The following is a 19,854-nucleotide window of genomic DNA, read 5'->3' on the forward strand; positions in this document are numbered from 1 at the left end:
GGGTTTGCAGCCTGCCGTTGATGTTCAAGTATGTCCGCAAACGATCAGTGCTGATCCTTGAACGCAAGCCGGAACTCATGCAACAGCGGTTCGGTATAGCCCGAGGGCTGTTCGACGCCTTTGAACACCAGCGCGCACGCGGCCTTGAACGCCGTGGAGTGCTTGAAGTCTCGGGCCATGGGACGGTAATGCGCATCTCCGGCGTTCTGTTTGTCCACCACTTTGGCCATACGCTCCAGCACGTTCTGCACGTCTTGCCGGCCAACGATGTCGTGCAGCAGCCAGTTGGCCATGTGCTGGCTGGAGATGCGCAACGTTGCCCGATCCTCCATCAGGCCGACGTTATGGATGTCCGGCACTTTGGAGCAGCCTATGCCCTGTTCGATCCAGCGCACCACATAGCCCAGCAGGCCCTGAGCGTTGTTTTCCAGCTCCTCGAGAATCTGCTCCCGCGTCCACGCCGGGCTGGCCACCACCGGGATGGTCAGCAAGTCGTCGAGCAGCGAATCGCTGACATCAGCTCGTGCCTGTTGCTCGAGCTGCTGCTGAATCTGCCGCACATCGACCTGATGGTAATGCAGCGCGTGCAGCGTGGCGGCAGTCGGCGAGGGCACCCAGGCCGTCGTCGCGCCGGCGTTGGGATGAGCAATTTTCTGTTCCAGCATGTCCGCCATGCGGTCAGGCATCGCCCACATGCCTTTGCCGATCTGCGCCCGACCGCGCAGGCCGCACGCGAGGCCGACCCGCACGTTATTGTGCTCGTACGCCTTGATCCACGGCGCGTTTTTCATCTCGCCTTTGCGCAATACCGGCCCGGCCTGCATCGCGCTGTGGATTTCATCGCCGGTCCGGTCGAGAAAGCCGGTGTTGATGAACGCTACCCGTGCCGACGCGGCCTCTATGCAGGCCTTGAGGTTGACGCTGGTGCGTCGCTCCTCGTCCATAATGCCCATTTTCAAGGTGTTGCGCGGCAGCTTGAGTAGGTCTTCGATGCGGCTGAACAATTGATCGGCAAACGCTACTTCGGCCGGTCCGTGCATTTTCGGTTTGACGATGTAAATGCTGCCCGCCCGCGAGTTGCCACGGCGGCTCAGGTCGTGCAAACCGATCAGGCTGGTGACGACACCGTCAAGGATGCCTTCGGGAATCGGGTTGTCGTCCTGATCGACAACGGCCGGATGGGTCATCAAGTGGCCCACGTTGCGAATGAACAGCAGCGAGCGCCCGCGCAACGTCAGTTCGCCGCCGGCTGCTGCGTGGTAGGTGCGGTCAGGGTTGAGGCGACGGGTGACAGGCTTGCCGCCCTTGTCCAGAGTTTCGGTCAGATCGCCCTTCATCAGGCCCAGCCAGTTGCGGTAGACCAGCACCTTGTCATCGGCATCCACCGCGGCGACCGAGTCTTCGCAATCGATGATGGTCGAGAGCGCCGACTCCAGCAGCAGGTCCTTGATTCCGGCAGGGTCAGTGCTGCCGACCGTGTGTTGCGGGTCGAACCGGATTTCGATATGCAGGCCGTGATGCTTGAGCAGCACCGCTTCTGGCTGACCCGGTTCGCCTTTGAAACCGACATACTTTTCCGGTTGTTGCAGAACGGTGTTCGAACCATCGGCCAGGGCGATGCGCAGTTCGCTGTGTTCGATGTGATAACCGGTGGCATCGTTGTGACTGCCCTTGGCAAGCGGCGCGCTGGTGTCGAGCAGGTTGCGGGCAAAAGCGATCACCTTGGCCCCGCGCAACGGATTGTAGCCGGCACGGATTTCCGCGCCGTTGGCGGTGGAAATCACATCGGTGCCATACAAGGCATCGTACAGCGAGCCCCAGCGCGCGTTCGCCGTGTTCGCCGCGTTCAGCGCATAGCGCGCATTGCTGGCAGGCACCACCAGTTGCGGACCGGCCTGCTCGCTGATTTCCAGATCGACGTTGGCGGTGGTGGCGCTGACGTGTTGCGGCTCGGGTTGCAGGTAGCCGATCGCACTCAGAAAATTGCGATACGCGGGCATGTCTCTGATCGGGCCGGGATGCGCCTTGTGCCAGGTGTCCAGCTCGGCCTGCAAGCGCTCGCGTTCGGCGAGCAGTTCGCGGTTGTGCGGGGCCAGGTCGTGGACCAGCGCATCGAAGCCTTCCCAGAATGCTTCCGTGTCCAGGTGAGTGCCGGGTAATACGTCCTCTTCGATGAATCGGTGCAGATTGACGGCCACCTTCAGGCGGTGGCATTTGACGAAATCGGTCATTCAGTTGGCTCCGTGTAGAGGTCGCGCTGCCTGTCGTGGGCATCGTTTGGTCGTCTGACAGGCAGTCTTCGTGAAGAAGGCGGATCGCCGCCCCGGTCGCTCCCGGATGGGGGGAGCAAGGTGAACCCTCAATCCGCATTCAGCGCGGCGATGCCGACTTTGGCGACCTGGGCATCCTGCTCGGCTTTCACGCCGGAAACACCGACTGCACCGATGATCTGGCCGTCGACGATGACCGGCACGCCGCCTTCCAGCGAGGTCAGCAGCGGGGCACTGAGGAACGCGGTCCGGCCACCGTTGACCATCTCTTCGTAGCCTTTCGACTCACGTTTGCCAAGTGCCGAGGTGCGGGCTTTTTCAATCGAGATGTAGCTGCTGATAGGCGTGGCATCGTCCAGGCGCTCGAAGGCCAGCAGGTGGCCGCCGTCGTCGACGACAGCGATGGAAACTGCCCAGCCATTGGTCTGGGCTTCATCACGCGCAGCGCCGAGCATCAGGCTGACTTCGGTCTGGGTCAGAACGGCTTTGATTTTCATGAGGGTTCTCCGCAGCAGGGGTTATTCAATAGGAGTTCAGCGCGATTCAGGAGTGCCAATGGCCTCGTCAATCAGTTCGATCCAGTGCCGCACGGGCGTTCGGCCAGCGCTTGCCAGATGGGTCTGGCAGCCGATATTGGCGGTGGCGATGACCTGGGGGTTACCGCTTTCCAGCGCGTTCAGGCGGTTGTCGCGTAACTGGCGCGCCAGCACCGGTTGCGTGATGGAATAGGTGCCCGCCGAGCCGCAGCATAGATGACCGTCCGGCACGCTGGTGAGGTTGAAGCCCAGCCGGAGCAGAAGCCTCTCGACCTCGCCGCCGAGTTTCAGTGCGTGCTGCAAGGTGCACGGGCAGTGAAAGGCCAGACGTGTGTCCGTCCTCAGCCCAAGGGCTTCCAGCGGCTCGTCGCGCAATACCTCGACCAGATCTTTGCTCCGGGCACTGATCACTGCGGCCTTGTCGGCATAGAGCGGATCGTCGCGCAACAGATGGCCGTAATCCTTTATAAAAGCCCCGCAGCCGCTGGCGGTCTGGATGATACTTTCGGCACCGTTTTCCAGGGCTGGCCACCAGGCTTCGATCGTGCGACGCGCGCGCTCGAGGCCGGCGTCCTGCGCATTCAGATGGTAATCCACCGCGCCGCAGCAGCCAGCCGTACTGACCGGACTGACGCTGATGCCCAGGCGGTCCAGCACCCGCGCAGTTGCTGCATTGGTATTGGGCGACAGACCGGGCTGCACGCAGCCTTCAAGCAGCAGCACCCGCCGAGCGTGCCGTGGCACCGGGCGCAGACCGGCGGCGGGCGTGGTTGCAGGCAGCTTGTCTTGCAGGTTGCCCGGCAGCAGAGGGCGAAAGGTGTTGCCCAGCCCGATCAGCACCTTGAACAGCCCGGCGTTGGGCACAACCCGGCGCAAGCCTTCGCGCAACATTCGCTGGCTTGTCGAGCGTGGCACGAGGGCATCCACCGCAGCGCGTCCGATGTCCAGCAGGTTGTGATAATCCACAGCGGACGGGCAAGTGGTTTCGCAGTTGCGACAGCTCAGGCAGCGGTCGAGGTGCAACTGGGTTTTCTCGGTGACTTCGTGGCCTTCCAGCACCTGCTTGATCAGATAGATTCTGCCGCGTGGGCCGTCCAGTTCGTCGCCCAGTAATTGATACGTGGGACAGGTGGCGTTGCAGAAACCGCAATGCACGCAGCTACGCAGGATGCGCTCGGCTTCTGCGGCGCGGGGCAGGGTTCTGGCGTGGTCGCTCAAGGTGGTCTGCATGCTTCAAAGCTCCGCGTACAGTCGGCCGGGGTTGAAAATGCCCTGCGGGTCGAGCCGGGTCTTGAGTGCCTGGTGGTAGCGCAGCAGCGGCACGGCCAACGGCTGAAAAGGGCTGTCGACATGGTTGTGGCGGTAACAGGTCGCATGCCCGCCAACGCTGGCCGTCAGGGTTCGAATGGTTTCACTGTCGGCATCCGATTTCAGCCAGCGTTGCGCGCCGCCCCAATCGATCAGTTGCTCGCCGGGCAAACTCAGCACGCCGGTGTCGGCAGGCAGACTAATACGCCATAGCGGGCGAGGGTCCTGAAAAAATGCCAGACGCTGCTCGTTCAGTTGCTGCCAGTACCCGGTATCGATCAGCTCACCTCCCAGTCGCTGATGCGCGGCCGCCACCGAGCCTTCGCCGCCCTCAAGGCGCAGCCGCAGCACCCGACCGTCGTGGCTGGCAGCGCTGATCGGCATGGGTTGCTGAGCCCATTCAGTCAGGCGGGCGAGGGCGCGGGCGCTGTCCATCTCCAGGGCGATGCTGTTGCACAGACGGGGTTTGGGCAGCACTTTGAGTGACACTTCGGTCAATAGCCCGAGGCAGCCAAAACTGCCTGTCAGCAGCCGCGAAACGTCATACCCCGCCACATTTTTCATCACTTCGCCGCCAAAGCGCAGGTGCTTGCCAAGACCGGTGATCACCCGCGTGCCCAGCACGAAATCGCGTACCGAGCCGCTCCATGGGCGGCGCGGTCCTGACAGCCCGGCAGCGACCATGCCGCCGAGCGTCGCCATGCCGAAATCGGGCGGCTCGCACGGCAGCATCTGGCCCGCCGCGTCCAGCGCCTGCATCAGTTCGTTCAATGGCGTACCGGCGCGGGCGGTGATGACCAGTTCGGTGGGATCGTAACTGACGATGCCTCGGTGCTCGCGGGTGTCGAGTGGCTCGCCGCTGACCGGGCGCCCGAGAAACGCCTTGCTGTTGCCGCCCTGAATGCGCAGCGGTTTGCCGTCGTGCAGTGCCTGACTGACCTGTTCGAGCAGTGTCTGGCTGGCGTCCCGGTCTGCTGTGCTCATCAGAAACGCTCCAGTTCAGGGAATGGCAACTGACCGGCATGGATGTGCATGGCGCCGAATTCTGCGCAGCGCTGCAAGGTCGGAATGTTCTTGCCGGGATTGAGCAGGCCGCTGGCGTCGAACGCTGCCTTGATGGCATGAAAAAAGGTCAGTTCGTCGCTGTTGAACTGCGCGCACATCTGATTGATCTTTTCGCGCCCGACCCCGTGCTCCCCGGTGATGCTGCCGCCGACCTTGACGCACAGCTCCAGAATCCTGCCGCCCAGCGCCTCGGCACGTTCCAGTTCGCCGGGTTGATTGGCATCGAACAGGATCAGCGGGTGCATATTGCCATCGCCGGCATGAAACACATTGGCGACGCGCAGGCCGTATTGATCGGAAAGCTCGCTGATGCCGCGCAACACACCTGGCAGTTCGCGCCGCGGGATGGTTCCGTCCATGCAGTAATAGTCGGGCGAAAGACGCCCGACAGCCGGGAAAGCGTTCTTGCGTCCGGCCCAGAAACGCACGCGCTCAGCTTCGTCTCTGGCCTGTCGCACCTCGGTGGCACCCGCGCGTTCCAGCACCTCGCGGACGCGTTCGCAATCGGCGTGCACGTCGACTTCGACGCCATCGAGTTCGCACAGCAGAATGGCTTCGGCATCGACCGGATAGCCGGCGTGGATGAAGTCCTCGGCCGCGCGGATCGACAGGTTGTCCATCATCTCCAGCCCGCCGGGAATAATGCCTGCTGCGATGATGTCGGCCACCGCGCGCCCGGCTTTCTCGACCGAGTCGAAGGCGGCGAGCAGCACTTTGGCCACCTGCGGGCGAGGCAGCAGCTTGACGGTGACTTCAGTGATGATGCCGAGCATGCCTTCAGAGCCGGTAAACAATGCCAGCAAGTCAAAGCCCGGCGAATCCAGCGTGTCGCCGCCCAGTGTCATGGGCTCGCCTTCAATCGTCAGGATCTCGACCTTGAGCAGGTTGTGCACGGTCAGCCCGTATTTCAGGCAGTGCACGCCGCCGGCGTTTTCCGCGACGTTGCCGCCGATGGAACAGGCGATTTGCGAGGACGGGTCGGGCGCGTAATACAGGCTATGTGGCGCGGCGGCCTGGGAAATGGCGAGGTTGCGCACGCCGGGTTGTACGCGTGCGAGGCGGGCCGCAGGGTTGATGTCGAGGATCTGGTTGAAGCGCGCCATGACCAGCAACACGCCTTTTTCCAGCGGCAGCGCGCCGCCTGACAAACCTGTGCCCGCGCCGCGTGCCACCACGGGAATAGCGCGTTGATGGCAGCGCTTGAGCAACGTTTGCAGCTCTTCGAAATGGCGGGGCAAGACCACCAGCATCGGCGTGCTGCGATAGGCCGACAATCCGTCACATTCGTAAGGCCGCAGCTCTTCGGGGCGATGCAGGATATCCAGATCGGGCAACAGGCGCTGCAGGTCATGCAGCAGCTGGTGCTTGTCGACAGCAGGCAACACGCCATCGATGCGTTCGTCGTACAGAATATTCATCAGGCCCCCAGCATTATTTTTATCGGGTCAACCCATCCTAGCTCATTCAGCGCGTGGCCAGAGTTGACAGCCTTGCAGAGATCGCTCAATTTACGCATTACGTAATGGAGTTATGAAAAAAACAACAGTCAGCACCCATGCGTTCAGCAAGCGACTCCGTGGACCTTTTCACTTATTACCGGTCAACCTCCAGTCATCGCGTGCGTATTGCACTGGCGCTGAAAGGGCTGGATCACACCGTGATCCCGGTCAACCTGATGCGTGTTGCTGATGTTTACCTGTTGCCTCGGTTGTACGCGGCACGTCGTTACGGTGCAGGGCTGGAGGTGTAGCCGCGCATTCAGCGGGTCGAGCGCCTGGCCATGCAGCACCGGCCTTTCAGCAAGCGCATCCTGATGCACAATCGGACAAGCCGGAGTAGGCTGCCCTCATGAAGATTCTTGGTCTGCAACTGATTTTCGGTGATTTCCTCGCTCGCAGCGTGCGAGGTATTCCGTGTGCGCCGCCCGCAGGACAGTGATTGCGTCGTTTATTCACCCTCACTTTCCTGCAAGGAGCCAGTCATGGCTGATCTTTACGAAGCTGACAAGTACGAAAATCCGATGGGCCTGATGGGCTTTGAATTCATCGAATTCGCCTCACCGACCCCCAGCAGCCTTGAGCCCGTGTTCCAGATGATGGGCTTCACCAAGGTCGCGAACCACCGCTCCAAGGACGTGACCCTGTATCGCCAGGGCGCGATCAACCTGATCCTCAACAACGAGCCGCACAGCTTGGCGTCGTACTTTGCCGCCGAGCACGGGCCTTCGGTGTGTGGCATGGCGTTCCGCGTCAAGGATGCTCAAAAAGCTTACAACCGGGCGCTGGAACTGGGCGCGCAACCGCTGGAAATCGCCACAGGGCCCATGGAGTTGCGTTTGCCGGCCATCAAGGGCATTGGCGGCGCGCCGTTGTACCTGATCGATCGGTTTGGCGAAGGCACGTCGATCTATGACATCGATTTCAATTTCATCGAAGGCGTCGACCGCCATCCCGTCGGCGCAGGTCTGAAATTCATCGACCACCTGACCCACAACGTGTATCGCGGGCGCATGGCGTACTGGGCGAACTTCTACGAAAAACTGTTCAACTTTCGTGAGCTGCGTTACTTCGACATCAAGGGCGAATACACCGGCCTGACCTCCAAGGCCATGACCGCGCCGGATGGCATGATCCGCATACCGCTGAACGAAGAGTCGTCGAAAGGCGCCGGGCAGATCGAAGAATTCCTGATGCAGTTCAACGGTGAAGGCATTCAGCACGTCGCCTTCTTCACCGATGATTTGATCAAGACCTGGGACGCGCTGAAAGCCACGGGCATGCGCTTCATGACTGCGCCGCCGGATACCTATTACGAAATGCTTCAGGGGCGTCTGCCCGATCACGGCGAGCCGGAAGCCGAACTCAAATCCCGCGGTATCCTGCTGGACGGCTCGTCCGAGGGCGGCGAACGCCGGCTGTTACTGCAGATATTCTCCGCCACCCTTATGGGGCCGGTGTTCTTTGAGTTCATTCAGCGCAAAGGCGACGACGGCTTTGGCGAAGGCAACTTCAAGGCACTGTTCGAATCCATTGAACGCGACCAGATCCAGCGCGGCGTGCTGACGCCGGATTGACTGGCCCGAGAGGTTTAGCCCGGCTGTCTTTTGTTCCGCGCTCTGTCGCCTTTACCTGAAAGGAGGATGTTTATGCTTAAACGGACTGCGCTATTGCGTTTCGATCCAGCGCTTGTCTCATTGCGCGACGGCATTTCGGCAGCTCAACGGATGGGTGCCACGCTCTGGGTCGCCAACGATGAAACCACAAGCCTGGAACGGCTGACCGTTAAAAATACTGCGCCAGGCGAGGAGGTGATATGCGATGAGCACCGATCATTTTCACTCATCGAATATTTGAAGTTGCCCATACCAAAGCCGGACGCGGAGATCGATATCGAGGGGCTGGCCTATGATCAGCACACGGGTTACCTCTGGGTGACGGGCTCCCATAGCCTGAAGCGCAAGAAGGCCAAAGCCGACAATCCCGTGCAGAAGAATATCAAGCAGCTATCGACGGTGGAGGCGGATGGCAATCGTTATTTGTTAGCCCGCATCCCGGTGGTTCAGGAGGGCGACAGCTATGTACTCGCCAAGAAGGTGGAGACCGATGCGCGCACGGCCGCGCAATTGAACGGTAATGAATTCGGCAATGACTTGATCAAGGAAATTGCAAAAGACGATCAACTGAAGGATTTTCTGCGCATCCCCGGTAAAGACAATGGCTTTGATATCGAAGGGCTGGCGGTCATCGGCTCGCGCCTGTTGTTAGGGTTGCGTGGTCCGGTACTCCGCGGTTGGGCCACCCTTCTGGAGATCGAACCCGAACTGAATAAAGACTCGACTGATACGCTGGTGCTCAAGAAGATTGGCCCAGATAGACGCAGATACCGTAAACACTTCTTCGAGCTGAATGGCCTGGGTGTGCGTGACCTGTGCACCACTGGCGACGACTTGCTGATTCTGGCGGGGCCGACCATGGAGCTGGACGGTCCGGTGAAAGTCTTTCGCTGGCGCGGTGGCTTTGCCGGCGAAGAGAGCGTGATCTTCTCGGATCAACTGGAGCTCGTGATGGAGGTGCCTTTCGGGCAAGGCGTCGATCATGCCGAGGGCATGTGCCTGTTCGGCACGGATGAACAGGCCGGTGATGAGCTGCTGATTGTCTACGATGCTGCCGCGCCGAGTCGCAAGCGTGGTGACACGGATGTAGAAGCGGACGTGTTTACGCCAGATCAGCGCTAACCCGTTGCAATCGAAGAGCGCCGTCCTCGCATTCAGCTCGTTTTCTGATAACCAGCGGGACGGCTACCCCCCATACGCTCACTGATCGCCACCGCTGTCTCCAAAAGACGCCTGGCCGCCAGGGTCTGCGCCTCATCAGTCAGCACTGACCCCGGCCCCACCACTGTAATCACGCCGACCAATTTGTTGCCCACGGCAAACAATGGAGACGACGCCGCGTTGATACCCGGCATCAGCATGCCCTGAATCTGGTGGACGCCAGTACTGCGGATCTGCTCGATGTGGCGTTCGATTTCGCGTAACTGACCGGCACCCAGATGCGGCGTTTCCTGCTTGCGCAGCAGCGCAGTTTCACCCTCGGCCAGAAAGCTGTCGAATACCAGCCCGGTCGACGAACTGAGCAACGGCAGCACCGAGCCGATTTGCGTCACCAGCGTCACTGCACCGGTCGAGGGCTCGACATAGACCACGGTCGGGCCTTTGTTGCCCCACACCGCCAGAAAACAGGTCTGGTTCAGTTCGTCGCGCAGATTGGCCAGCCAGGAGGCCGACACTTTCAGCACATCCAGCTTGCCCAGCGACGCCAGAACTCCCCGCAACGGCATCCGCTCGGGCTGTACGCCGAGCAATTCTCGGGCACCGCGTTTACCGTCGCGCGCAGCGAAGCCCGGCGCACCTGGCTGTACCGTATCAAACCTTCGGCGACGCATCCGCGCTATCAGCGCATGGACCGGCAAATCGTCGGCCATGCCCAGGGCCCGATCAATCCCAACCGCCTGCGCTGGAACGCTTTCGATATCCCGGCCGAGCCCACCGACTTCATTGATGGTCTGATTTGCCTGGCCAGCAGCTCGGCGGCCGATCAGGCCGAAGGCGTCAGCGTGTATGTCTATGCAGCCAACACCTCGATGCAACGAGCCTTTTTCAATGCCGATGGCGAGTGGCTGATCGTGCCGCAACAAGGGCGGCTGAGAATCGTCACCGAGCTGGGCGTGCTGGACATCGAGCCGCTGGAAATAGCCGTGTTGCCGCGCGGCCTGAAATTCAGCGTGCAACTGCTCGACGACAGCGCACGGGGTTACCTCTGCGAGAACCACGGTTGTGCCTTGCGCCTGCCGGAACTGGGGCCGATCGGCAGTAATGGTCTGGCCAACCCGCGTGATTTCTTGAGCCCGGTGGCCTGCTTCGAAGAGCTCGACGAGCCGCTGCCCCTGGTGCAGAAATTCCTCGGCGAACTGTGGGTGACGCAACTGGAGCATTCACCCTTCGACGTGGTGGGCTGGCACGGCAACAACGTGCCTTACAAGTATGATCTGCGGCGTTTCAATACCCTCGGCACGGTCAGCTACGATCACCCGGACCCATCGATTTTCACCGTGCTGACCTCGCCAGGCGTTGTTCACGGGCAGGCCAACATCGATTTTGTGATCTTCCCGCCGCGCTGGATGGTGGCCGAGAACACCTTCCGCCCGCCGTGGTTTCATCGCAACCTGATGAACGAGTTCATGGGCCTGATCGATGGCGCCTACGACGCCAAGGCCGAAGGCTTCATGCCCGGCGGCTCGTCGTTGCACAACTGCATGAGCGCCCATGGGCCGGACAATGTCACGGCCGAAAAAGCCATCGCGGCCGACCTGAAACCGCACAAGATCGAAAATACCATGGCCTTCATGTTCGAAACCGGCAAAGTGCTGCGCCCCAGCCGCCACGCGCTGGACTGCCCGCAATTGCAGACTGATTACGATGCCTGCTGGAACGGCATGGCCAGGACGTTCAATAAGGAATCGCTTTGATGAGCAGCTCTTCGAATCGACGCAGCTGGGTAGCGTCAGCCAACGGTCATGGCGATTTTCCATTGCAGAATCTGCCGTTGGGCGTGTTCAGTCACAATGGCGCAGAGCCGCGTGGCGGTGTGGCGATTGGCGATCTGATTCTCGACCTGCATGCCGCGGTAAATGGTGGTTTTTTTCAGGGGGCCGCCGCTGAAGCTGCCGAGGTCGCGAGCCGTGATCAACTCAACGATTTCTTTGAACTGGGCGCTGCTGCGCGCAGGGCGCTGCGCTCGGCACTGCTGCAATTGCTGGATGAAGACAGCCCGCAGCGCACAGACCTGCAAGCGGCAACGAATGTGCTGCTGCCGATGCGCGAGTGCGCCATGCACCTGCCGGCGCGGGTTGGCGACTACACCGATTTCTATGTCGGCATTCACCACGCGCTGAACGTCGGCAAACTGTTTCGTCCGGACAACCCGCTGTTGCCCAACTACAAGTACGTGCCTATCGGGTATCACGGCCGGGCGTCCACCCTGTGCCCGTCCGGCACATCGATCAAACGGCCTGATGGGCAGACTCTGCCGCCCGGTCAGCAGATTCCTGAATTCGGTCCGTGTAAACGGCTGGATTACGAACTGGAGCTGGGCGTGTGGATCGGCACCGGCAATGCGCAGGGCGAGGCCATTGGCATCGATCACGCAGCCGAGCATATCGCCGGATTCTGCCTGCTCAACGATTGGTCGGCGCGCGACATCCAGGCCTGGGAATACCAGCCGTTGGGGCCGTTTCTGTCCAAGAGTTTTGCGACCACGCTTTCGCCCTGGGTGGTGACTGCCGAAGCCCTCGAACCGTTTCGCAGCCCCCAGCCGCCGAGACCCGAAGGCGATCCGCAGCCGCTGGCATACCTGCTCGATCAGAACGATCAGTTACAGGGCGCGCTGGATATCGAACTGGAAGTCCTGCTGCGCACCGAACGCATGAGCGCGCTGGGGATGGCGCCGTATCGACTGGGGCTGAGCAACTCGCTGAACATGTACTGGACCGTTGCGCAGATGGTTGCGCACCACAGCGTCAACGGCTGCAAACTGCAACCGGGCGACCTGCTCGGCACGGGCACCTTGTCCGGCTCGCAACCGGGTCAGTTTGGCAGCCTGCTGGAGATGACCGAAGGCGGCAAACACATGATCACCCTGCCGGGTGGCGAGCAGCGCACGTTTCTGCAGAATGGCGACGAGGTGATCCTGCGTGCGCGCTGCCATCGGCAAGGGCAGGTGTCGATAGGCTTCGGCGAGTGCCGGGGCACCGTGTTGGGTTGAACCAGCGTTCGTGGCGTATCAGCGGGTTATTTCATACCAGCCGAGGAACATGTTCAGCGCCGATTCGACGACATTGTCCTGCTCTGCGGGGGGCAGCAATGGCGCGTTGAACGTGACCTGCGGCCAGAATGCGAAGGACTTGAGCAGGGCGTGCATCTGCGTGGCGGCGAAGCCCGGTTCGACGGGCCTCAGACGACCGTCCTTCTGCGCAGCGCGAATCCAGGCGCTGAAGGTTTCTTCGCGCTCATTGATGCGGGCCATCCACACCTGCGCCCGCTCGGGCGAATGAATGGTGGCGCCGACCACGACCCGTGCCAGATCAATGAAACTGCTGTTGGTGAGGTTGCGCATCTTGCCCCATAACAAGTCTCGCAATTGCTCGCGCAGGCCGGTTTCTGCGCGATAAATCACTTCCGATTGCGGCGGGGCGCAGTTCCACAGACGCTGCAGCATTTCCGCAAACAGCTCTTCCTTGCTGGGAAAATGGTTGTAGACCGTCCGTTTGGAAACCTCAGCCCGCGCCGCGATGCGATCCATGCTGGTAATCTCGAAGCCACGGTCACCAAACTCGGCAATGGCTGCCAGAACAATGGCTTCGCGTTTCTGATCGGTAAGGCGCATGGGTGCGGTCATAGGTTCGCTTCAAACGTGCGTTTAGAGAAATTTACACTCAGCAGTTTACTTGTCGCCAAGGATCATGCAAGCTTAAAACTACACCGTGTAGTGTAAAACACTGTTACATATTTTCATCGGACATCCCGCAACGGGATTCACGTACAAAGTATGCACGGCTGGAGCCTCAACCTGTCCCCAGGAGTCAGCAAATCATGGCCTCGACCCATCAGAAAAAGGATGTCTCTTCACTGCCTGTCCTGTCTCGGCACGGCGCTACCGCAATCATGCGCCTGTGAAGCCGCTGGGGTTTTTCCGCACGCTCGGTATTTTCTGGGACCAGACGTTCAACAAACCCAAGGATACGCGCCCGGCAGGCGAGATTCCGGTGCAACCGCTGTCGCGCCAGCAATTGCTCGCGGCACCGAACAACACGGTGTATCGCCTCGGCCACTCGACAGTGCTGCTCAAACTGCGGGGCCGCTTCTGGATCACCGACCCGGTGTTCGCCGAGCGCGCGTCGCCTGTGCAGTGGGCGGGGCCGCAGCGCTTTCACCAGCCGCCGATCAGCCTGCAAGACCTGCCGCCGATCACCGGGGTGATTCTTTCGCACAATCATTACGATCACCTCGACCGCACGGCGATCAAGGCGCTGACCGACAAGACCGAGCACTTCCTGGCACCGCTGGGCGTGGGCGACACGCTGATCGAGTGGGGCGTGCCCGCGCACAAGGTCCGGCAACTCGACTGGTGGCAGTCCACCGAGATTGAAGGCATCGAGTTTGTCGCCACGCCTTCGCAGCATTTCTCCGGGCGTACATTGCTCGACAGCAACCGCACACTGTGGGCGTCGTGGGTATTGATCGACGGTGATCAACGCATCTTTTTCAGTGGCGACACCGGCTATTTCAACGGTTTCAAGACCATTGGCGAGCAGTACGGGCCGTTCGATCTGACCCTCATGGAAACCGGTGCCTATAACGTGCAATGGCCTCAAGTGCACATGCAGCCTGAAGAAACCCTGCAGGCGCACCTGGATTTGCGCGGTCGCTGGTTGTTGCCGATTCACAATGGCACGTTCGACCTGGCGATGCATGCCTGGCACGAGCCGTTCGACCGGATTCTGGCACTGGCCTGGGAGCAGAACGTATCGATCACCACGCCGATGATGGGCCAGCCGTTCTATGTGCAGTTTCCGTGTCGCGGCATGACTTGGTGGCTGGGTGTCGATGAGGTCGTCGAGCCCGACGCAGGACGCGTCGACACGGCCAGGTCTTGCAGTTGCCGTCGGCAAAATGCCTGAAGACACTGTCGAAAGGCTGGACCGGTTTCGCGAAAGGGCAGTCTGATTGCCTTTTGATGCTATCTTGCTCGTGCAGACCTGATCCTCCGATCGCAGCGCCAGCGAGATGCCTCATGCTTAACAGTAATGCCTTGCGAAAGCTGGACATGCAGGACCTGATGGTCTTTGTTTCGGTGTATGAGCAGCGCAATCTGACCCTGGTCGCCGAGGCGTTGCAGGTCAGCCAGTCGACGGTCAGTTACTGCCTGAAGAAGCTGCGCGCCAACTTCGAAGATGACCTGTTCATCAGCACCCGCAACGGCATGCGCCCGACCCGCAAGGCACTGGCCATGCTCGATCACGTGCGGCAGATCCTGCGCACCGTCAATCTGTGTCATGACGGCCTGAAGCTGTTCGACCCGACCCGTCGGCAGACCACCTTCAACGTCTGCGCACCCGAGTATTTCGAGCTGCTGGTGTTACCGCACCTGATGCGCGATTTCGTGGCGGCGGGCTTCTCGGTTACGGTCAACGCGCAGACGCTGGACAGACAACTGCCGATCGAGCAGCTTAATGACGGTCGCGTCGATCTTGTCCTGTGCCTCGGTCCAGGCTTCCACCAAGTGCCCGAAAGTCTGCTGTCGCTCGTACTGTTGGAAGATGACCTGGTGGGTGTCATGGACACACGGTTCGCGCCGCAGAGTGCGCTGCTCGACACGGCAACCTTCGTCGAACGACGCCATGTGTACCCCAGACCGTGGATTTCCGACAGCAACATGGTCGAAGGCTGGTTGCAGCGGCAGGGGCTGGAGCGCGAAATCGTCGCCCGCGCCAACAGTTACCATGAGGCGCTGCAATTGCTGGAAGGCACGGATTTTATCCTGGTATTGCCACGGCGCATCCAGACCTTACTGGGTAACGAACCATGGGTTTCGGTTTTCGAACTGCCGCCTGACCTGACCGGTTTCAGTCTGGACATGGTCTGGAGTGCCCAGGCTGATCAGGAGGAGGCCAACGGCTGGTTACGCGAGCAAATCGTGAAAGTCTGTGCCGAACGCGGATTGCTTTGAGCAATTGTGTGAGCAGACGGGCGACGCTTCGCTTGTCCGCGAATTGCCTGAATGTACTGAGGAACAGGGGGCAGTCCACTTTGTGGGAGCGGACTTGTCCGCGAACTGCCGGGAACCGACAGCAAAATCATCCACCTCGGTGTATCAGACACAGCCGAGGTGGTCTGCCTTGGGGCCGCTTCGCAGCCCATCGCAGCCGTCGTAACCTCCTGAATCTCCCACGCCCTCCGGGCAGAAGCCCGTTCTTTGAACGCTTCAGAACTTATGCATAGCAACCAGCGTTCAACGACCAGATTTGTCTTTCTGCGGATCAGGTGAGGTCGCAGGCCGCGCCTGTTCACCTTGTTGATTGAGTTCTTTGTTTTTCTCGCCCACTTTGCCAGCGTTTTCCGGCTTGTGGTCGAGGTCTTCGCGTGTGGATTCATCTTTCATGACTGTTCTCCAGAAGGTTGGGCTATCTGGATATTGGGCTGTGGGCGCTCAGCATGATTCGATTTATATGACGCGCGGTCCGGTGTGGTCACTCCAGGCACCGAACCGCGCAAAAACGCCTCAGCCCAGCAGGGTCAACACGTCTTTGGCTGCCTGTGCAGAGCTGGCCGGGTTCTGTCCGGTGACCAGCTTGCCATCGGTCAGCACGTGAACGCTCCAGTCGTCACCTTTGGAGTAGTCACCACCCAGTTCCTTGAGGACATCTTCGACCAGAAACGGTACGACCTCGGTCAGGCCAACTGCTTCTTCTTCGGTGTTGGTAAAGCCGGTAACGCGACGGCCCTTGACCAGCGGTTCGCCATTTTGCGCTTTGACTTTACGCAGAACGCCGGGTGCGTGGCACACCAGACCATGCGGCTTGTCAGCCTTGGCGAATGCTTCGATCAGCGCAATGGAGTGCGGGTCTTCAGCCAGGTCCCACAGCGGGCCGTGACCGCCCGGATAGAACACTGCGTCGAAATCGGCGGCGTTGACCTCAGAGAGAAGCTCCGTATTGGCCAGCACTTTCTGAGCATCAGCATCTTTGGCGAAACGCTCGGTTTCAGCGGTCTGAGCATCAGGCTCGTCGCTTTTCGGGTCCAGCGGCGGTTGGCCGCCTTTGGGCGAAACCAGCGTGACCTCTGCGTTCGCGTCCTTGAACACGTAGTACGGTGCGGCAAACTCTTCGAGCCAGAAACCGGTTTTCTTGCCGGTGTCGCCCAGTTGGTCATGGGACGTCAAAACCATCAGGATTTTCATATTCATGCTCGTTTTTGAAGGGTTGAGAGGGTGTAGACAAGCGAAAATCTCAAGTGTTGTGAGAATTTTTCACTGCCTGAACGAACAAGGCCGGATATCGACGCAGCGGTTCGCGTCAAAATCCGGCCTTGTTTTGATGAGCAGCGCTGAGCAGCTTCAGGCGCCGATCATTGTTCCTTGGTCAGGTCCACCAGCGGCTCTTTGCGGACTTCGGTTTTGCGCCCGTCCTGGATCGTCTTGATCTGTCCAAGTGCCTTCTCGACTGCACCTTTGTCAGCCAGCAAGCTGTAGCTGATCTGGAACTGGCGTTGCTCCTTGGGTGCAATGGTCGGCACCAGATTCAACGGGCGCTGGAAGCGGCGGTTATAGGAAAAACTGGTGCCGGGTTCCAGCCCGGTCACGTAGCCTTGACCTTCGGTGTCGGTGTTTTTCCACAGCGAGAACACCGGCAATTGTTTGGTGTTGAAACCCACGGCTACGCCCAGGCTGCCTGCCTTGTTGTGCAGCACCGTCAGCGTGTCACCCTTGGCATCGCCATAGGGCACGACGTTGTAGACCGTTTCGTCATAGTCCGGCGTCGGTGCGCGATAGGTCTGCCAGTCACCCAGATCACCCTTGGCCTTCTCGTTGAACGGCGATACCTGCTTGACCGGTGCCTCGAAGCGCGCGCCTTGTTCCAGGAACGGCGTGCTGAAATTGCTGTGGTACAGCGCCTGATATTCCTTCGGATAGTCGCCGTTGTTGGTCAGCGTGTCGTTGAGCGAGAAACTCGTGCTGCCCGGTTCGGTGACCAGCTCGGTCTGTACCGAGAAATCGACTTTCTTGAACGCCTGCTCTTTCAGCTCACCCTTGAGGCGAATCGCGTAAGGCAGTTTCTCGTCAATCTGCAACGTCACCTTGCTGGCCGGAATATTGGCCGCGCGACCGTGCAGGGTCAGCAACTCGCCGTTATCCATGCCCGGATGGCCGACCCATTCATAGCCGCAGCGGGTCACCAGTTCATTGAAACCCTCCAGCCAGCCCAACCCGCCACGCCCGTTGAGCTCGATGAAGGCCGGATTGACCACATCCTTGACCGGCGAATCCCACCCCATGCGCACATCGCCAACCGACGCCTGCAACACATTCATGCCACGCGTCGGCACCACCGACAGCTTCATCGTACCGTTGTCGATATCGATGATGCTCACACCTTCCTGCCGCCCGCCGTGCAACGTACGCATCGTGATGGTGAACGGCTTGTCAGTCTTGACACCCAATTGCTGACTGGTGATCTGCTGATTCTGCGCAGCCTTGTCCGTGTCGAGCAGCACATAATCCCAGGCAAAAACACTGGAAGCGGCAGTCAACGCACCGAGGCCTACGAGCAGGGGAAGGGATTTCATGGCGGTGGTCCTTCTGAAATTATTGGAATTATGATTTTTGCGGAACTCGTTCGTCGAACAGTTAAACGATTCAGCAATCGATTGAGTCTAGCCAAAATGGTAGCGGCTGTGGAGTGGTATTTCAGAGTATGTGCCGGTATGCATCTACAGAAATGCTTTTGATGTGCTTTTCAACCACGATGGCACTGACGACCCTCGGATCAGCTTCAGGGCGAAGGAACCCGACGAAGTCGGGCCGGAAACGGAGCCAAGGGGTTTGCCTACTTTGGCCCCATCAAAGTAGGTCGCCGAGGGGCGAAAAGGTGCTTTGAGTCGTAAACATATCTAACTGACCTCGCAGAACCGCCGTGTGACGCAGAGCGTCACGAAAGGCATGCCGACGCGGAGCATCGGCACGATAGTCAGTTCTTCGAATCACTTCAGAGCCGCGGCACGACAGTCATAACTCGTGCCACAGAGTTCACTCTCCCGCCTCACCCAGCAACCGCTCAATCTGCGCATGCTCCCAGGCACTCAGCAAACTGACCGGATCAGTGCGCAGCCAGCTTTCGAACGAACCCTCCCGACCCTCCGGACAACGACAATAGCGACAGCGGCTCGGGCTGCTATGCGTCACCTCCAGCGTCAACAGCCAGCCGTCGATATCGACCTTCAGCAACCCATCCTCCGAAGAAAGGCCGACAAGCCGCAACGACCGCGTACCCATCGCGGCATCTCGCAGTTGCTGGTACACCTCACGCGTGGTCAACGCTCTCATCGGCTTCACCCAATCTCATTAGCCCAGAGTAAAGCACGATTTCGGATCATGCCGAATAACACTGATGAAACAGTTAACCTAAGCAAACTTCTTTCAAAGCATCGGCGACCCTGCACCAAACAGGCTGACGATCTCGGGCCGGGTCTGATTGATGGCGCCTAACTGACGAATCAACTCGGCCTGCCGACTGCCACGCACCCCGGCAGTGGTCATGATCGCGTCGCGGACATACGTGTAAACACCGCTGACACCGAACGGCGTCACATGACGCACATGCCCACTGAGGCCCTTGGTGATCGTCTTGAAGTGCTCGCTGGCGTAAAAGGTTCTGCGCGTCCAGGCCGATTCAAAGACCAGCTCCATCATCACAATGTGCAGACGGGACGCTTCGATTTGGTGGTTCACATCCGGCGCAGGCGGTGCTGGCTGCGCATTGTCGTAGGGCTGCGCAAGGTGCAGGCGCAGCTTGATAACGGCATCGGACGCGGCCATGTCGCGAGCGAGCTTTGCCACGGCTTCGCGTGCGGTCGGCAGGTTATCGCTGGCGAGGTGGAAGTGCAGGTGCATCTTGTCCTGCACGGCCGCATCATTGGGAATCGGATCGGGCAGGCGATCTACCAGCGTATTCGAACCATCGAGGACGTCGTAGGCGATGGTTTCTTCGAACATGTTCTGCTCGTCTGAAAACAGCAGCGAACTGGCCTCCTTGAACTGCTTCTGGTCTGCGGCAGACAGAAAACCGATTTCCACGCCGCCATCCAGCACGTAACCCGGCAGCGGCTCGACGCCCTCGATGACCGGCCACTGATGAGCGTCCTTCTCACGCGTCAGGTGATGCTGGACATACCAGCCCAGGCCCGGAAGCCGCGCGCACAACGGGCCGTGGACGTCGCGCCAGTACGTGGCGAACAGCTCGTGCGGCACGCCATTTCTGCGCAGTACCGTGGTGTAAGAATTGATGACGATGTTCTGGTCACGGTCGCCGTGATTGTCTGCAAGTGCTGAGGTATGCATGAA

At 60.1% G+C, this 19,854-nt stretch carries 15 protein-coding genes and 4 pseudogenes; 7 read left to right on the forward strand and 12 right to left on the reverse strand.

Features of this window, described 5'->3' with window-relative positions; translation table 11 throughout:
- Positions 1-44 precede the first annotated feature (44 nt).
- From BLT55_RS05260 to glcD, 5 genes are all read right to left on the reverse strand, one after another.
- Positions 45-2,231 (reverse strand): malate synthase G, encoded by a 2,187-nt coding sequence (locus tag BLT55_RS05260; protein WP_055000313.1) that lies wholly within the window; start codon positions 2,229-2,231, stop codon positions 45-47.
- Between the two features lie 128 nt (positions 2,232-2,359).
- Positions 2,360-2,767 (reverse strand): heme-binding protein, encoded by a 408-nt coding sequence (locus tag BLT55_RS05265; RefSeq protein WP_055000314.1) that lies wholly within the window; start codon positions 2,765-2,767, stop codon positions 2,360-2,362.
- 36 nt (positions 2,768-2,803) lie between these two features.
- Positions 2,804-4,036: a glycolate oxidase subunit GlcF gene (gene glcF, locus BLT55_RS05270; RefSeq protein WP_055000315.1), complete on the reverse strand. Its 1,233-nt coding sequence runs from the start codon at positions 4,034-4,036 to the stop codon at positions 2,804-2,806.
- A gap of 3 nt (positions 4,037-4,039) precedes the next feature.
- Positions 4,040-5,098: a glycolate oxidase subunit GlcE gene (gene glcE / locus BLT55_RS05275; protein WP_055000316.1), complete on the reverse strand. Its 1,059-nt coding sequence runs from the start codon at positions 5,096-5,098 to the stop codon at positions 4,040-4,042.
- Positions 5,098-6,597, reverse strand: coding sequence for a glycolate oxidase subunit GlcD (gene glcD / locus BLT55_RS05280; RefSeq protein WP_055000317.1), 1,500 nt, complete (start codon positions 6,595-6,597; stop codon positions 5,098-5,100). The genes glcE and glcD overlap by 1 nt, the downstream gene beginning before the upstream one ends.
- 137 nt (positions 6,598-6,734) lie before the next feature.
- Between glcD and BLT55_RS34670 the strand changes: the two are divergent.
- The 3 genes and pseudogenes from BLT55_RS34670 to BLT55_RS05295 all read left to right on the forward strand — a co-directional run.
- Positions 6,735-6,861: pseudogene (locus tag BLT55_RS34670) on the forward strand (glutathione S-transferase N-terminal domain-containing protein); the annotation flags it as partial.
- 299 nt (positions 6,862-7,160) lie between these two features.
- The gene (gene hppD, locus BLT55_RS05290) at positions 7,161-8,252 is read left to right on the forward strand and encodes a 4-hydroxyphenylpyruvate dioxygenase (RefSeq protein ID WP_055000319.1); all 1,092 of its coding nucleotides are present in this window, start codon (positions 7,161-7,163) and stop codon (positions 8,250-8,252) included.
- A 72-nt stretch (positions 8,253-8,324) separates the two neighbouring features.
- The gene (locus BLT55_RS05295; RefSeq protein WP_055000320.1) at positions 8,325-9,413 is read left to right on the forward strand and encodes a DUF3616 domain-containing protein; all 1,089 of its coding nucleotides are present in this window, start codon (positions 8,325-8,327) and stop codon (positions 9,411-9,413) included.
- A gap of 32 nt (positions 9,414-9,445) precedes the next feature.
- Here BLT55_RS05295 and BLT55_RS05300 read toward each other — a convergent pair.
- Positions 9,446-10,087 (reverse strand): annotated as a pseudogene (locus BLT55_RS05300) (IclR family transcriptional regulator); the annotation flags it as partial.
- Between BLT55_RS05300 and hmgA the strand changes: the two are divergent.
- Both hmgA and fahA read left to right on the forward strand, forming a co-directional pair.
- Positions 9,998-11,206 (forward strand): annotated as a pseudogene (gene hmgA, locus BLT55_RS05305) (homogentisate 1,2-dioxygenase); the annotation flags it as partial. The pseudogenes BLT55_RS05300 and hmgA sit on opposite strands and share 90 nt — an antisense overlap.
- Positions 11,206-12,501, forward strand: coding sequence for a fumarylacetoacetase (fahA, locus tag BLT55_RS05310; RefSeq protein ID WP_055000321.1), 1,296 nt, complete (start codon positions 11,206-11,208; stop codon positions 12,499-12,501). The pseudogene hmgA and the gene fahA, both read left to right, overlap by 1 nt.
- An 18-nt stretch (positions 12,502-12,519) precedes the next feature.
- Here the strand turns inward: fahA and BLT55_RS05315 are convergent, their stop codons facing one another.
- Positions 12,520-13,134, reverse strand: coding sequence for a TetR/AcrR family transcriptional regulator (locus BLT55_RS05315; RefSeq protein ID WP_055000322.1), 615 nt, complete (start codon positions 13,132-13,134; stop codon positions 12,520-12,522).
- 194 nt (positions 13,135-13,328) lie between these two features.
- Here BLT55_RS05315 and BLT55_RS05320 point away from each other — a divergent pair.
- Positions 13,329-14,416, forward strand: a pseudogene (locus tag BLT55_RS05320) (MBL fold metallo-hydrolase).
- A 113-nt stretch (positions 14,417-14,529) separates the two neighbouring features.
- Positions 14,530-15,465, forward strand: coding sequence for a LysR family transcriptional regulator (locus BLT55_RS05325; RefSeq protein ID WP_055000324.1), 936 nt, complete (start codon positions 14,530-14,532; stop codon positions 15,463-15,465).
- 282 nt (positions 15,466-15,747) lie between these two features.
- Here BLT55_RS05325 and BLT55_RS05335 read toward each other — a convergent pair whose 3' ends face one another.
- The 5 genes from BLT55_RS05335 to BLT55_RS05360 form a co-directional block, all read right to left on the reverse strand.
- The gene (locus tag BLT55_RS05335) at positions 15,748-15,897 is read right to left on the reverse strand and encodes a hypothetical protein (protein WP_074800137.1); all 150 of its coding nucleotides are present in this window, start codon (positions 15,895-15,897) and stop codon (positions 15,748-15,750) included.
- 120 nt (positions 15,898-16,017) lie between these two features.
- Positions 16,018-16,695, reverse strand: coding sequence for a type 1 glutamine amidotransferase domain-containing protein (locus BLT55_RS05340; RefSeq protein ID WP_055000325.1), 678 nt, complete (start codon positions 16,693-16,695; stop codon positions 16,018-16,020).
- Positions 16,696-16,862: 167 nt separating this feature from the next.
- Positions 16,863-18,080: an aldose 1-epimerase family protein gene (locus tag BLT55_RS05345; protein WP_055000326.1), complete on the reverse strand. Its 1,218-nt coding sequence runs from the start codon at positions 18,078-18,080 to the stop codon at positions 16,863-16,865.
- Positions 18,081-18,540: 460 nt separating this feature from the next.
- On the reverse strand, positions 18,541-18,837 hold the full coding sequence (locus tag BLT55_RS05355; RefSeq protein ID WP_054079398.1) for a DUF7693 family protein: 297 nt from the start codon (positions 18,835-18,837) through the stop codon (positions 18,541-18,543).
- A gap of 93 nt (positions 18,838-18,930) precedes the next feature.
- A complete protein-coding gene (locus BLT55_RS05360; protein ID WP_055000412.1) occupies positions 18,931-19,851 on the reverse strand; it encodes an EthD domain-containing protein in 921 nt (306 codons plus the stop codon).
- Positions 19,852-19,854: the final 3 nt, after the last annotated feature.

The organism is Pseudomonas cannabina (genome assembly GCF_900100365.1).
Classification (GTDB): Bacteria; Pseudomonadota; Gammaproteobacteria; order Pseudomonadales; family Pseudomonadaceae; genus Aquipseudomonas; species Aquipseudomonas cannabina.

Bases quoted from the DNA above. Each gene is read 5' to 3' on its own strand.
- BLT55_RS05345 (WP_055000326.1), bottom strand. From the start codon at position 18,080: ATGAAATCCCTTCCCCTGCTCGTAGGCCTCGGTGCGTTGACTGCCGCT.
- BLT55_RS05315 (WP_055000322.1), bottom strand. From the start codon at position 13,134: ATGACCGCACCCATGCGCCTTACCGATCAGAAACGCGAAGCCATTGTT.
- BLT55_RS05335 (WP_074800137.1), bottom strand. From the start codon at position 15,897: ATGAAAGATGAATCCACACGCGAAGACCTCGACCACAAGCCGGAAAAC.
- BLT55_RS05325 (WP_055000324.1), top strand. From the start codon at position 14,530: ATGCTTAACAGTAATGCCTTGCGAAAGCTGGACATGCAGGACCTGATG.
- glcE (WP_055000316.1), bottom strand. From the start codon at position 5,098: ATGAGCACAGCAGACCGGGACGCCAGCCAGACACTGCTCGAACAGGTC.
- glcD (WP_055000317.1), bottom strand. From the start codon at position 6,597: ATGAATATTCTGTACGACGAACGCATCGATGGCGTGTTGCCTGCTGTC.
- BLT55_RS05260 (WP_055000313.1), bottom strand. From the start codon at position 2,231: ATGACCGATTTCGTCAAATGCCACCGCCTGAAGGTGGCCGTCAATCTG.
- glcF (WP_055000315.1), bottom strand. From the start codon at position 4,036: ATGCAGACCACCTTGAGCGACCACGCCAGAACCCTGCCCCGCGCCGCA.
- BLT55_RS05355 (WP_054079398.1), bottom strand. From the start codon at position 18,837: ATGAGAGCGTTGACCACGCGTGAGGTGTACCAGCAACTGCGAGATGCC.
- fahA (WP_055000321.1), top strand. From the start codon at position 11,206: ATGAGCAGCTCTTCGAATCGACGCAGCTGGGTAGCGTCAGCCAACGGT.
- BLT55_RS05340 (WP_055000325.1), bottom strand. From the start codon at position 16,695: ATGAAAATCCTGATGGTTTTGACGTCCCATGACCAACTGGGCGACACC.
- BLT55_RS05265 (WP_055000314.1), bottom strand. From the start codon at position 2,767: ATGAAAATCAAAGCCGTTCTGACCCAGACCGAAGTCAGCCTGATGCTC.
- BLT55_RS05295 (WP_055000320.1), top strand. From the start codon at position 8,325: ATGCTTAAACGGACTGCGCTATTGCGTTTCGATCCAGCGCTTGTCTCA.
- BLT55_RS05360 (WP_055000412.1), bottom strand. From the start codon at position 19,851: ATGCATACCTCAGCACTTGCAGACAATCACGGCGACCGTGACCAGAAC.
- hppD (WP_055000319.1), top strand. From the start codon at position 7,161: ATGGCTGATCTTTACGAAGCTGACAAGTACGAAAATCCGATGGGCCTG.